A 13958-nucleotide genomic window follows, 5' to 3' on the forward strand; every position below is an offset into this window, starting at 1 on the left:
ATCCGAAGTCGCTCCCCGCGTGGGAGCGCGGATCGAAACTTCTCGCCATCGCTCCATCTGCGCACGCCGACCCGTCGCTCCCCGCGTGGGAGCGCGGATCGAAACATCGCTCCCCTCGGTGTAGTAATGCAGGCCTTGGAGTCGCTCCCCGCGTGGGAGCGCGGATCGAAACTTGAACGGCTCCCCGAACCACCACGGCTGCACGAGTCGCTCCCCGCGTGGGAGCGCGGATCGAAACCGGCAGGTTGCGCCACGCATCGGTGATCCAGGCAGTCGCTCCCCGCGTGGGAGCGCGGATCGAAACTCCGCGCCGCAATCCGAAGCCCCGGCGGCAGGCGGTCGCTCCCCGCGTGGGAGCGCGGATCGAAACCTTGAAAAGGAACGCAACGACTTGCGCGCCAAACTGTCGCTCCCCGCGTGGGAGCGCGGATCGAAACTGACGCCCGCGGAGATCGACGCCTGCGCCGCGAGTCGCTCCCCGCGTGGGAGCGCGGATCGAAACGCTCCGGTGGCAGTTGCGGGAGAGGCATCGCCCTTCGCTCCCCGCGTGGGAGCGCGGATCGAAACAGGGCCATCACACATACCTCCTGTTGCTGCGGATGGTCGCTCCCCGCGTGGGAGCGCGGATCGAAACCAAACCGCCGCCCCTCCCGGACCCACTCCACCGCGTCGCTCCCCGCGTGGGAGCGCGGATCGAAACTTCAGCCCCGAGGCGCTGACCGCCATCAACCGCGCGTCGCTCCCCGCGTGGGAGCGCGGATCGAAACATGGGCGAGGGGAGGCTGTGGCGTGGTCAGAAGCCGTCGCTCCCCGCGTGGGAGCGCGGATCGAAACCCAGACTGGACGACCAGATAGACCCATTCGCGGTCGTCGCTCCCCGCGTGGGAGCGCGGATCGAAACCCAAGCAATGACCGCCGCCCTCACCGAGACGAACAAGTCGCTCCCCGCGTGGGAGCGCGGATCGAAACATTCGCCGCGCAAACCACGCCTCGCGGTCGGCCAGCGTCGCTCCCCGCGTGGGAGCGCGGATCGAAACGTCGGACGAGGCTCGCGCAGTCGAGGAATACAACGGTCGCTCCCCGCGTGGGAGCGCGGATCGAAACCCCACGGACCCGAGAACCGGCCTGACCCTGCCCTGTCGCTCCCCGCGTGGGAGCGCGGATCGAAACTCACCTGTGAGGCGCTGCCGTCCCCGATCACGGGGTCGCTCCCCGCGTGGGAGCGCGGATCGAAACCCAGGTGAAAGGCTGGGAAATCGTCAGGATCGGCGGTCGCTCCCCGCGTGGGAGCGCGGATCGAAACAGGGCCATCCTGCGCAATGGGCTGGCGATGAAAGGTCGCTCCCCGCGTGGGAGCGCGGATCGAAACCGGTCGATCCGATCCCGGATCGCTACCAGTCCAGCGTCGCTCCCCGCGTGGGAGCGCGGATCGAAACGGGTGAAGCTGGTCCGCAAGACCGGCGGCATCTGGTCGCTCCCCGCGTGGGAGCGCGGATCGAAACCACCGCCAGTGATGCTCGGCGCATCGAGTTTTCGGTCGCTCCCCGCGTGGGAGCGCGGATCGAAACAGACATGCCAGCCGATGCCGCCGACTTGATGAACGTCGCTCCCCGCGTGGGAGCGCGGATCGAAACGCTGTCAGCACACTTTTTTGCGCGGAGGTCCGCCAGCGTCGCTCCCCGCGTGGGAGCGCGGATCGAAACCTCGCCGTGAAGGCGATTGCTGATGAGGCGGGGCGTCGCTCCCCGCGTGGGAGCGCGGATCGAAACCGCGTATTCGACCAGCGGCAGGCCCTGATAGGCCGCGTCGCTCCCCGCGTGGGAGCGCGGATCGAAACGTCCTTGACGAGTGCCATGGTCCGTTCCTTTCAGCGTCGCTCCCCGCGTGGGAGCGCGGATCGAAACGAGGTGCTGGAGCAGATCGGCGCCCTCGGCGAGGAGTCGCTCCCCGCGTGGGAGCGCGGATCGAAACCTTGCGCGCCCGGGACCGGCAGCCCCGACCGGCCGTCGCTCCCCGCGTGGGAGCGCGGATCGAAACGGCGGCACCTGTGGGGCGACGACAGCGATGCCGCGTCGCTCCCCGCGTGGGAGCGCGGATCGAAACGGCAAATTCGGCAAGGGCAAAAAGGACCCCTCCAAGTCGCTCCCCGCGTGGGAGCGCGGATCGAAACGCCAGCTCGGCCGAGATCATGGCGCAGCACGGGGGTCGCTCCCCGCGTGGGAGCGCGGATCGAAACATCAGCGGATGCACCGTTTCGGCCATATCGAAGCGTCGCTCCCCGCGTGGGAGCGCGGATCGAAACTCCTGGCCGGATGACAAGGCGCGAGGGCGGAAGGCCGTCGCTCCCCGCGTGGGAGCGCGGATCGAAACGGTTTGGAACCACGAGGTTACAAACCAAAACGCGTCGCTCCCCGCGTGGGAGCGCGGATCGAAACTCGCGTGAAGTGACGGTCGGTCTGATCGGCATCCGTCGCTCCCCGCGTGGGAGCGCGGATCGAAACAAGGGTCGCAAGGTGACCAAGGCCGAGCTGCGGGCGTCGCTCCCCGCGTGGGAGCGCGGATCGAAACTCACATGGAGAACCCCATGAAAGGCAACTTCGAGTCGCTCCCCGCGTGGGAGCGCGGATCGAAACTCCGATCACACGCGGGATCGGTCCGTTCGGCTCCAGTCGCTCCCCGCGTGGGAGCGCGGATCGAAACGGCGTGACCTATACGGCGACGGTCAAGGTGATCGGTCGCTCCCCGCGTGGGAGCGCGGATCGAAACACTATCGCAGATGCATGGTGCGCTGGCCTGCCGAGTCGCTCCCCGCGTGGGAGCGCGGATCGAAACCCCGGGCAATGGGGTATTGAGGTTGATGGAGACGAGTCGCTCCCCGCGTGGGAGCGCGGATCGAAACTGGGCCGACCTGGTGGACGGGCTGCCCTACAAGGGTCGCTCCCCGCGTGGGAGCGCGGATCGAAACAGATGGTTAAGCTGTAAACTAGTCGCCCCCGTGGCTTGTCGCTCCCCGCGTGGGAGCGCGGATCGAAACGGCGAAATCCGCCACCTTAAGCCACAGGTCGAACGTCGCTCCCCGCGTGGGAGCGCGGATCGAAACTCCGGGTTGCGGCGGCTGCGGTCCTCGCCGTAGGTCGCTCCCCGCGTGGGAGCGCGGATCGAAACACGGTCATGTCCTGGGCGGGAAACTTCGATCCGGACGTCGCTCCCCGCGTGGGAGCGCGGATCGAAACCGCTCCCGCCTGCCCACGGCGATCACGCTGACGACCAGTGTCGCTCCCCGCGTGGGAGCGCGGATCGAAACCCGATCGCGTTGCACAGGAGGACACCCCCAATGGTCGCTCCCCGCGTGGGAGCGCGGATCGAAACCATGATGGCTCAGGACCTGCTGCCAAGATGGCGGCGTCGCTCCCCGCGTGGGAGCGCGGATCGAAACCTCTCGGGCCTTCCGCTCGGCTTCGGCTTTCTCCGTCGCTCCCCGCGTGGGAGCGCGGATCGAAACTCACCGGATAACGCCCGTCGAACATACCTGCGATGTCGCTCCCCGCGTGGGAGCGCGGATCGAAACCTGCATACGGGTTGCGTGTTTGCGTGGGCGTTGCAGTCGCTCCCCGCGTGGGAGCGCGGATCGAAACTGCGCCCCGCCGATCCGTCCGCCAGAAAAGATCAGGTCGCTCCCCGCGTGGGAGCGCGGATCGAAACGATCACGCTGACGCCCGAGGATCGCGCGGCGCTTGTCGCTCCCCGCGTGGGAGCGCGGATCGAAACACTGGTCGGTTCCAGCGCCGAGAGGCGACGACGGGTCGCTCCCCGCGTGGGAGCGCGGATCGAAACAATCGAGAGGGTCGGCGCAGGTCACGACGATGGCGTCGCTCCCCGCGTGGGAGCGCGGATCGAAACTGCCTCCTGAACAAGTTGATGATGGTGGTGATGAGGTCGCTCCCCGCGTGGGAGCGCGGATCGAAACCGCGACATGTGCAGCTCTATCGCCAAGGACCCCGTCGCTCCCCGCGTGGGAGCGCGGATCGAAACGGTGTGAAATGCGTTAGCCAGAAGGGATGCGTAGGTCGCTCCCCGCGTGGGAGCGCGGATCGAAACCGCCCTAGGGCTGACCGAAGACACCCTCGCAGATCGTCGCTCCCCGCGTGGGAGCGCGGATCGAAACACGAACGCCTCACCGTGCGACAGCAAATCGCGATGTCGCTCCCCGCGTGGGAGCGCGGATCGAAACATCAACGCCCCAGCCGATCAACTCAATCGAGACACGTCGCTCCCCGCGTGGGAGCGCGGATCGAAACAAGCCCGACGCGATGGACCCCGCCTATATGCCTGTCGCTCCCCGCGTGGGAGCGCGGATCGAAACACCGCCTCGTTCAGGCCGGAGACGATGGTCTTGTGTCGCTCCCCGCGTGGGAGCGCGGATCGAAACAGCGAGGAAGCGATCCGGGCGGCAAACCCGGCGGTCGCTCCCCGCGTGGGAGCGCGGATCGAAACTCGATCAAGGTCGGAACGATCTTCCACGACACAAAGTCGCTCCCCGCGTGGGAGCGCGGATCGAAACCACCCAACAGGGTCTGGAGGGTGATCAGCTTGATGGTCGCTCCCCGCGTGGGAGCGCGGATCGAAACCTGACCATCACGCACCGCAACCTCGCCGAGCCGAGTCGCTCCCCGCGTGGGAGCGCGGATCGAAACGAGACGCCCACCGCTCCAGCAGCGCGCCGGCACGTCGCTCCCCGCGTGGGAGCGCGGATCGAAACTGCGAGGAATACGCCCGCGCTCACCGGACGGACGTCGCTCCCCGCGTGGGAGCGCGGATCGAAACGACCTGTCGGTGATGCCACGGGTAGAGCTGCCCGGTCGCTCCCCGCGTGGGAGCGCGGATCGAAACATGCCATCCACGAGGACGCCGCCGTCCAGCTCCCAGGTCGCTCCCCGCGTGGGAGCGCGGATCGAAACATCCATACCGGAGACGCCAGACGCTGCCACTCATAGTCGCTCCCCGCGTGGGAGCGCGGATCGAAACAGCGCGGTCTGGTATCGGACGCCGAAGTTGACCGGTCGCTCCCCGCGTGGGAGCGCGGATCGAAACTCGCGCACCGGCGTCAGTTTGGCCTCTCCCCAGCCGTCGCTCCCCGCGTGGGAGCGCGGATCGAAACCAACCCCGATCCTACGTCAAAACCGATCCACCAGGTCGCTCCCCGCGTGGGAGCGCGGATCGAAACTGCGAGGATTATGCCCGCACTCACCGGACGGACGGGTCGCTCCCCGCGTGGGAGCGCGGATCGAAACGAGGCCGCAGGAACGGCGCTGAAGGCTGCGGCCACCGTCGCTCCCCGCGTGGGAGCGCGGATCGAAACAACTTCACATGGTCGGCAGTCGAAAAGCTGAACGAGTCGCTCCCCGCGTGGGAGCGCGGATCGAAACATCATGGCGACAATCTTATCCGCTTCCGTCGCCAGTCGCTCCCCGCGTGGGAGCGCGGATCGAAACTCGCCTCTCGATAAGCCCGGTCTGCATCCGCCCGGGTCGCTCCCCGCGTGGGAGCGCGGATCGAAACAGACACCGGAGATCGCCATGGACACCCGCATCCTGTCGCTCCCCGCGTGGGAGCGCGGATCGAAACCGGGTCATCAGTGGTGGCACGGCTGGAGCGACGCGGTCGCTCCCCGCGTGGGAGCGCGGATCGAAACGTGCTCGCGGGGCCGCTCCGATCCCGGATGTATCGTCGCTCCCCGCGTGGGAGCGCGGATCGAAACTCCATGTGCAGCGCGATGAAGCGGTCGCGCGAGGGGTCGCTCCCCGCGTGGGAGCGCGGATCGAAACATCGGTCCACGGGGTCAGGAGGCGTCGCGTCTGCGTCGCTCCCCGCGTGGGAGCGCGGATCGAAACATCGACAAGATCGACCGCAGCCTCCTCCGGCCCGGTCGCTCCCCGCGTGGGAGCGCGGATCGAAACGCGCGGGAATATCAGCCCTGCGTGATCTTCGCCGGTCGCTCCCCGCGTGGGAGCGCGGATCGAAACTATGGCCCGGCGGGCGGGAACGAGGAGATCGAAAAGTCGCTCCCCGCGTGGGAGCGCGGATCGAAACACCAGCGATCCGACCACCGAGACGATGCCGACCCGTCGCTCCCCGCGTGGGAGCGCGGATCGAAACTTCGACAGCACTGGCCGCGCTGTCGAAGGCCCGCGTCGCTCCCCGCGTGGGAGCGCGGATCGAAACCATTCATCCGACCCGCGGGCAGGCTCGGGCAGCGTCGCTCCCCGCGTGGGAGCGCGGATCGAAACCCGATACAGTCGAGGATGTGGAAGATTTCGTCCGGTCGCTCCCCGCGTGGGAGCGCGGATCGAAACATCCGTAGCTTCAACTGGTCTGAGGGAACGAAGTCGTCGCTCCCCGCGTGGGAGCGCGGATCGAAACCTGACGGGATACTTAGCGTTATCCGAGATCAAGGTCGCTCCCCGCGTGGGAGCGCGGATCGAAACACCAGCTCGGCGAACGAGGGTTCGATCTCGTGCAGTCGCTCCCCGCGTGGGAGCGCGGATCGAAAAATCGCGGCCGAGATGGCCGCCCGCCCTGAATACTGTCGCTCCCCGCGTGGGAGCGCGGATCGAAACCTCTGCGGGCAGGCCCGGCTGCAGGCTGATCGCGGGTCGCTCCCCGCGTGGGAGCGCGGATCGAAACTGGCTGGTGATGATCGACCAGCTGGAGGCGCATTGTCGCTCCCCGCGTGGGAGCGCGGATCGAAACATGCCAAGCGCCACTTCCATCTCGGAGCGGATGGCCGCTCCCCGCGTGGGAGCGCGGATCGAAACTCCCCTAGTTAAATGTAAAGCCTGTTAAGGCTTGTCGCTCCCCGCGTGGGAGCGCGGATCGAAACATCATCATCACGGCCACGTCCTGCACCTGGTAGGTCGCTCCCCGCGTGGGAGCGCGGATCGAAACACCGAGGTCCTGAAAGACCCGTCCTTCATCGGCCGGTCGCTCCCCGCGTGGGAGCGCGGATCGAAACACGGACTGCTACCGCCGCGCGAAGCGGGTGGCCCGTCGCTCCCCGCGTGGGAGCGCGGATCGAAACTACCTTGAACGCTATGAGGACAAGATCGAGCGCCGTCACTCCCCGCATGTCAGGCGTGGGCGGACGATCCGGTTCACGATGTCGAGCCATTGTCCGCCATTGGTCCGAGGACAATGGCGAGGGGCCGGGGACGTATTCCAACTCCTCGTTCGGCACGGCCCTCGGACCGGTGGCGGGCTCTTGCCTCACCATCCTCGCCGATCCGGCGCAGGCGCCCGCCGCAATCGGCGCATCGGCACCGGGTGTCAGTTCCACCTCCATCCGGGGAATATGATCCGGGATCGCACGGCGCTTCGGTTTGTCCTTCTCCTCGATGTCCGGCAGCTTCATCCGGGCGGTCATGGCAGCGGCGGCGATCTCGCTGGTCTCAAGGGCCAATTGCAACTGCTCGGCGGTCTCCGACGACGCGCCAAACCGGTGCGCCCGGTGTCCTGCCAACTGATGGCGCAGCTTCTCGATCAGGATCGCTTGCGCCTTCACCTCGGCCAGAAGCCGCGCGGTGAAGCTGCGCAGCTCCTCGGGGTCTTCCGGCAAGGTCAGGGTGTGATCGAGCATACGGGAAGTTTATCCCACTGTATTCCTTGTGGGAATCCTTCACTTGCGAGCCCCGCAAATTATCCCGCTGCCAGAGGCCGCCAGGTCCGCTGCGGTGCCCGCCAGTCGATCCCCTCCAAGAGCATCGACAACTGCGCAGGCGTCAGCGCCACCTTCCCCTCATTGGCCGAGGGCCAGACGAAGCGGCCCTTCTCCAGCCGCTTCATGAACATGCAGGCCCCTTGGCCATCCCACCAGATGATCTTGACCAGATCGCCACGGCGGCCCCGGAACACGAACAGATGTCCGGCGAAGGGATCTTGCTTCAGCACCGCCTCGGCCTGTGCCGCGAGCGCCGCAAAGCCCTTGCGCATGTCAGTGACGCCAGCCGCCAGCCAGACCCGCGTATTGGCCGGAACCGGGATCACACCGTTAGCCCCCGGATCAGCCGCGCCAGCGCCTCAGGATCATAGCTGCCGCTGATCCGCATCCGGTGACCGCCCGCCAACTCGATCTCGATGTGGTTCTCGGCGGCAAGTGCCGCCGGGGCAGACCTAGGCTCCGCGACGATCTCTACGGGCAGAAACCGCGCCTCCTCTGCTGGGGGCGCAACCGAGGCAGGGTCCGGCGCATAACGGGGATCGCGCAGCCACTTGAAGATCAGGTTCGCGTTCACCGCGTAGCGCCGCGCCACCTGAGCCACGGAAACACCCGGCGCCGCCGTCTGGAAACAGATCGAACGCTTCTCCTCATCCGTCCAAAGTCGCTTCGTCCGACGCGCCACGCCATCACCATAGTGTCCACTATCAATGGTGGACACTATCCGCCTCTCTCACCCCAAGGCAGAGCGGTCAGCCCGGACGGTTACTCGCTCCCCGCGAGGGAGCGCGGATCGAAACATCCGCACCCATTGCGGTCTCAGCTGCTCGATGAGTCGCTCCCCGCGTGGGAGCGCGGATCGAAACCGGGGCATCAGGGAACCGGCCGATCCAGCGGGCGGTCGCTCCCCGCGTGGGAGCGCGGATCGAAACGTGCCAGCCGCAGCTTGGTCTCCGGCAGTGCGCAGGTCGCTCCCCGCGTGGGAGCGCGGATCGAAACCATTGACCGGGCCTTCGGTAGCGGCAGCCCCCTTGTCGCTCCCCGCGTGGGAGCGCGGATCGAAACGCACCTTGAAACGTGCCTGAAATGACCCGTCAAAGTCGCTCCCCGCGTGGGAGCGCGGATCGAAACACCGAGGCGGGCACGATGGTAACCGAGGCGGGTCTGGACGTCGTCCTGATGGAGACTCGGCAGGTGAAGGGCGCTCTGAAGGCCATGCCGATCAAGACAGACCGGCGAGATGCAGAGGGTATAGCCCGCCTGCTCCATCTGGGCTGGTTCCGGCCAGTTCACTGCAAGTCGGTCTCGGCGCAAGAAGTTCGCGCCGTTCTTGGCGCCCGTAAGGCGGTGCAGCAAAGCTTCATCGCGCTGGAACTATCCCTGCGGGGGCTTCTGCGGAACTTCGGGCTCAAGGTCGGCATCATCTCCCGCGGCAGGTTCGAACAACGTATCCGCGAGCTGGCGGCGGGAAATCCGATGCTGGAGGTCGCGACAGAGCCGATGCTTCGGGCGCGGGCCTCCCTGCGGCAAGAGCTGGCGGGCTTGGAACGCCGTGTCCGCTACCTTGCCCATGATGACCCGGTGTGCCGTCGACTGATGTCGATGCCCGGGATCGGTGCGGTCGTGGCACTGACCTACCGATCCGCTGTCGATGATCCTGCCCGCTTCACCTCCTCGAAGAAGGTTGGGCCATGGGTGGGCCTCACGCCGCCGCGAAACCAATCTGGCGAACGCGATGTCTCGGGCGGAATAACCAAAGCAGGCGATGTCACCCTACGCCGAGCGCTGTGTCAGGCCGCCACCGTCATGATGCACCGCGGGCGGGCGACATGGCTGAGAACCTGGGCCGCTCAGCTTGCCCGCCGTCGCGGAGGCAAGCGTGCCATGGTAGCCTTGGCCCGGCGCATCAGCGTGATCCTGCACCGCATGTGGGTCGATGACACCGACTTCCGGTCTGACATTCCGATCCCTCAGGCAGCCTGACAAACCGAACTCACACCCATTGCCTGCCTGATCGCAGGCCTTCGAGGTCCCCCAGGGACGCGATTCCGATGATGCCGTGGTCAGGACTGTTGCCGATCCATATCGAGCACGCCAATGAGATGGGCACATCGGAATTGCATTGAACCAGCATCATGATGGCGGCCACCGCGCTGACCACGGACCGAAGCATGCACCCGGGGTGATCTCAGTCGAAGGCGGCAGCCAAGGCAGCACGGCACAAATCACCAGATGTCGAAACCGCTCCCCGGCGGCCAGCCTTGCATGCCCAAAACCGCTTGACTAGCACGGCCCCGTTACCGAAGTCCTGACTCTAGCGCGGCTTTCTAGCAGTATGCAATGAGCGGCGCTGCGACCATTGTGCGGATACCGCCCGCTTTTTACGAATTAGGCTGGCATCGATGAAAGGGAAAGCCTTCCCCTGCGGTCGGGCCCATCGGCGTCGGCCGACCGCTTCTGCGGGGAGGTCCCCGCAATGCCCCCGAGAGTGAGAGCGTGGATCGGCATTGCCGCGACGGGTTGATGGCTGGGAGAGAACTTCCGGCACCCGTCACGGCGAACCGCGATGGCGAAAAAGACCGCAACCGCTCGCGCCGGCTGCGACTGGACGAGCCTCTACGACAAAAATCGCCGCAAGATGATCGGCGAGCTGTGGGCCGGCCGCATTACCTTGGCCCATCCCCAGGGGGCTGCGGCGGTAAAAGCACCGGTCGCCATGGCGAAGAAGGCCGACATCGGCCGACATTACTCCGGAATCAATGTCCCAGGCTACTAGGGTGCCATCTTCAAAAACGGTTTTCCCGGCCATAGGGGCTCACGTTCCACCAAGCGCTGGCACTCGCGTTCGAAAGGGGAGAAGGAGGCCGGACCTCTGGAGCCGCTGCTTTCCGTCGAAGGGGGTGAACTGCTCCCGGCCGGAGGCAATGAGCCCGAGGGCATGGAAGGGCGATGCTCCGCCCAACAGACCGGACGGGTCTCTTGAGCAGCTCTTTCCGGGGAGGGCCGGTCCCCGCGTTCTCCCTGCCGGAATCTTCCGTCTCCCCCTTGCCAAAGCCCGCGGCGGCGGGTAATCCCCGCGCATCGGTCGGAGCGTAGCGCAGCCTGGTAGCGCACCTGCTTCGGGAGCAGGGGGTCGGAGGTTCGAATCCTCTCGCTCCGACCAATTTCCCGCTGTGAAGTTTCACAAAGTCTTGCCTTTTGTTCCAAAGGCGGCTCCTCCGGCGGAGGCGTAAGCCTTTCTGGCTGAGTTTTCCGGGCGGATCGCCTTGGTCCGGAACTCCCAGACTTGAAGGCTGATCAGCGCCTTAACCGGTCAGGTCGATGGGGCGGTCAGTGCCCGCCGCTCGGACTTTCCTTTTACAGTGACGGCACTGCCGAAAGCTACCACTCGGACGCAGCGCGGCGCTTCCTCGGTTGGCTTCTGGGGACAAAGCGGTCCTTTGTTGCATGTCCTGCATGGTCATGCACAACTGCACGAGTGTCAGTTGCCCGGAGTCACGATGCCCCCTCTCCCTCAGACTACGCTTCGTGCCGGGCCGGTATGCCGTTGCCCGCCTTGATCCCGAAAGCCCTGTCCCCGAATGGGCGTCCGGCCCGGGCTTTTCCGCCATCATCCGTGCCGATGACGAACTGACCATCGTATGCCACGAGGACCGCGTTCCCGAAGGGGTGCAGGCTGAAGCCGGATGGGTATGCCTCCGGACAATCGGGCCTTTCGACTTCCAGGCGACCGGGATCGTCCATTCCCTGATCGCTCCGCTGTCATCGAACGGCATCGGCGTTTTCGTCGTCTGCACCTTCGACGGCGAGCACCTGCTGATCGCGGAAAGCGACTGCGGGAAGGCCCGCGACCTGCTCGGCGCAGCGGGCCACAAGTTCCTTGATGAGGCGGAGCGGACATGACCCCTGAAATCACCGTCATTCTTACGGCGCTGGCGATCTATGCGGCGGGAGCCATCAGCCCGGGGCCGAGCTTCACGCTGATCCTTCGCCTGGCCGCTCCCGGTGCGCGTCCGGCAGCCTTCGGGGCGACCGTCGGCTTCTCCATCGGAGCCGCGACCTATGCAACCCTCGCTATGACCGGCTTCGCCCTGGTCATCACGCGCATGGGCTGGCTGATGAGCGCCGTCCAGATTGCCGGGGGATGCTATCTGATCTACCTCGGGCTGTCGGCCTGGCTCACCCCGCCGACCGATCCCGCCGCAAACCCGCTTCGTGCGGACCCGACCCCAACGTGCGAGAGGTAGAGGCACAGCCGCCCGCGATCACCTATCGCGATGGACGGGGCAGGCCTGCCACACATGTCTTCGACTTTCTGGCAAGAACCCTTGATGGCCAAAGGCTCGCCATTGCGGTGCGGCCGCTCGCTCGGGTTCGCAAATGGCGGTTCGACGACACCCTCAGGCTGATCGCTGCACAGATACCCCGTTCCTTCGCGACACGGGTCGTGCTCTTCACCGATGCCGATGTCCCGCGCCCCGCGGTTGTCCCCCATGCGCCGACCACGCTTCTGATCGAGCGCGCCAGGGAACTGGGCGCACCGATGGTCCCATCCTTCGTGCACATGATAATGATGTGAGGGTTCCATCGTGAAACAGCAAAACTTCAGCCCTCTGGACCTCTTCATCATCGATGGTGCCCAGTACCGTTTTGTGTCTTGCGAGCCGGGCGGGATCGTCTTGTCGGCAGCAGAGCCTCCACATCCCGTTCGCAGCATCACCCATGATGACCTGACCAGATTGCTTCGCACTCCGGGGTTTCGGTACATTCCCCGTGGTGCAACCCGCGCGGTGTCGGAGCGGAATCTCGGCGGGTTTCCGGAGCACTTCCGGGATCTGCCAGATGACAGGCGCGACATCGCACTGTGGCGCCGTGAATTCGCAGAGGAACTCCTGTCCTGCTTCCAGACGGGCCTGGCCAGGCGCAATGAGCCATCGGTTGCGAAAGTCCTTTCGGCCGTCATCACCGCAGTGGAAATGGGATCTGATCATCTGCGACGAAGCGCACCGGATGTCGGCCAGTTACTTCGGCGGTGACGTGAAATAAACGAAACGCTACCAACTCGGCCAAAACCTTGGCCGGTTGTGCCGCCACCTCCTGCTCATGTCGGCCACCCCTCACAACGGCAAGGAGGAGGATTTCCAGCTCTTCATGGCGCTGCTGGACGGCGACCGCTTCGAGGGCCGATCCGCGACGGGGTGCATTTCGCCGATAGCGCCGACATGATGCGTCGCCTGACCAAGGAAGAACTGCTGAAGTTCGATGGTCGGCCGCTCTTCTTCGACGGAACCCGTCTCCGCCAGCGGCGGAGAGGTCAGTGCAAGAGGGCAGGGCGCATCGAGGCCACAGGACGCCACCTTGCGCGAAAACCGTCCTCATCTGGGCGCGAACCTACGAGAAAAGCGGCTTCGATATCATGTCGCTGGTTCCGGCAACCCGCCTGATCAACCCGCCGGCCGGTGTCGCAAAGCTGCGCTCGCGCATCGAGCGCCTGTTCGGAACCTTTGCTTCCCATTTTGTCAGCCGGTTCAGGGATAGAGCCTTTTCCGATCCGGTCCGGCGCGGGGATTATGCCTCCGAGGCCGAGGCTTCACTGACCGAGCAAGACCTGCTGGGCGCTTTCGTGACCTATATCGTCGATGTCTACCATCAGCGCCGACACGCAGGTCTGGGTGGAGAGTCCCCGGCCCAGTGCTGGGACAGGCTGGTCGCAAAATATGGGCTTCCAGCCCCGGTCGATGCGATGGACCGCAGGGCGATCTTCGGGGTTGAGCTGGAACGCACCATATCCGGACGCGGTGTCCGCGTGTTCGGGGCGGACTTCTCCTGCGATGCGTTGAGGCAGGCATACAAGCACAACCACCAGCGCAAGCTGCGCCTTCGGTTCGATCAGATGGATCTCGGCTGGATCGCCGTCGAGGTGAACGGCATCTGGCATCCGGCATATGATCTGTCTGGCGCGCTCTCCGGCGTGTCTTTCTACCAGTGGTCAGCTTTCGCGAAAACCGTCATGGCGGCCAATCGCGAACAGGCCGCCATGACCGCCGGAATCTACCATGACGGTCTGCGCCGCCTTGAACTGCTCTCGGTGGAGGCGGCCAATGCGGCACAGCTTGGCCGAATGACGCTCTCTGCAGAAGAACTCGACAGGGCGGAGCGGACGCTTGGCCTGGGCCTGCACTTCCTGCCGTCCGATGCGCCGACGCAACCTGCGGCGGCGTCCAACTGGCTGGAAGGGGGATTCGAG

At 66.0% G+C, this 13958-nt stretch carries 8 protein-coding genes, 1 tRNA gene, 1 pseudogene and 2 CRISPR repeat arrays; of the genes and pseudogenes, 7 read left to right on the top strand and 3 right to left on the bottom strand.

The features are described 5' to 3' along the window. Positions 1 to 7: 7 nt before the first annotated feature. Positions 8 to 7078: direct repeats of the CRISPR family, unit length 32 nt; unit sequence GTCGCTCCCCGCGTGGGAGCGCGGATCGAAAC. A 264-nt stretch (positions 7079 to 7342) separates the two neighbouring features. From G5B31_RS21545 to tnpA, 3 genes and pseudogenes are all read right to left on the bottom strand, one after another. Further along, a pseudogene (locus G5B31_RS21545) lies at positions 7343 to 7633 on the bottom strand (transposase); the annotation flags it as partial. A gap of 59 nt (positions 7634 to 7692) precedes the next feature. Beyond that, on the bottom strand, positions 7693 to 8040 hold the full coding sequence (gene tnpB, locus G5B31_RS20230) for an IS66 family insertion sequence element accessory protein TnpB (RefSeq protein WP_028711024.1): 348 nt from the start codon (positions 8038 to 8040) through the stop codon (positions 7693 to 7695). Beyond that, the gene (gene tnpA, locus G5B31_RS20235; RefSeq protein ID WP_165020012.1) at positions 8037 to 8432 is read right to left on the bottom strand and encodes an IS66-like element accessory protein TnpA; all 396 of its coding nucleotides are present in this window, start codon (positions 8430 to 8432) and stop codon (positions 8037 to 8039) included. Before tnpA ends, tnpB begins: the two co-directional genes overlap by 4 nt. Before the next feature lie 47 nt (positions 8433 to 8479). After that, positions 8480 to 8842: a CRISPR direct-repeat array (repeat unit 32 nt; unit sequence GTCGCTCCCCGCGTGGGAGCGCGGATCGAAAC). A 15-nt stretch (positions 8843 to 8857) separates the two neighbouring features. On the opposite strand from tnpA, the gene G5B31_RS20240 reads away from it, so the two are divergent. From G5B31_RS20240 to G5B31_RS20275, 7 genes are all read left to right on the top strand, one after another. Further along, on the top strand, positions 8858 to 9694 hold the full coding sequence (locus tag G5B31_RS20240) for an IS110 family transposase (RefSeq protein WP_240904517.1): 837 nt from the start codon (positions 8858 to 8860) through the stop codon (positions 9692 to 9694). 583 nt (positions 9695 to 10277) lie between these two features. Then, positions 10278 to 10487 carry a hypothetical protein gene (locus tag G5B31_RS20245; RefSeq protein WP_165020013.1) on the top strand — a complete coding sequence of 70 codons (210 nt, stop codon included), beginning with the start codon at positions 10278 to 10280 and terminating at the stop codon, positions 10485 to 10487. 310 nt (positions 10488 to 10797) lie between these two features. Continuing rightward, positions 10798 to 10874, top strand: a tRNA-Pro gene (locus G5B31_RS20250). Positions 10875 to 11167: 293 nt separating this feature from the next. Next, positions 11168 to 11614 (top strand): ACT domain-containing protein, encoded by a 447-nt coding sequence (locus G5B31_RS20255; protein WP_205912043.1) that lies wholly within the window; start codon positions 11168 to 11170, stop codon positions 11612 to 11614. After that, positions 11611 to 11958 (top strand): LysE family translocator, encoded by a 348-nt coding sequence (locus tag G5B31_RS20260; RefSeq protein WP_165020014.1) that lies wholly within the window; start codon positions 11611 to 11613, stop codon positions 11956 to 11958. The genes G5B31_RS20255 and G5B31_RS20260 overlap by 4 nt, the downstream gene beginning before the upstream one ends. A gap of 342 nt (positions 11959 to 12300) precedes the next feature. Next, complete coding sequence (locus G5B31_RS20265) at positions 12301 to 12747, top strand: hypothetical protein (protein WP_165020011.1); 447 nt, start codon at positions 12301 to 12303, stop codon at positions 12745 to 12747. Between the two features lie 380 nt (positions 12748 to 13127). Further along, on the top strand, positions 13128 to 13958 hold an 831-nt coding region (locus G5B31_RS20275; protein ID WP_205912044.1), incomplete at its 3' end, for a Mu transposase C-terminal domain-containing protein.

Source organism: Rhodobacter sp. SGA-6-6 (genome assembly GCF_011043545.1).
Classification (GTDB): Bacteria; Pseudomonadota; Alphaproteobacteria; order Rhodobacterales; family Rhodobacteraceae; genus Pseudogemmobacter.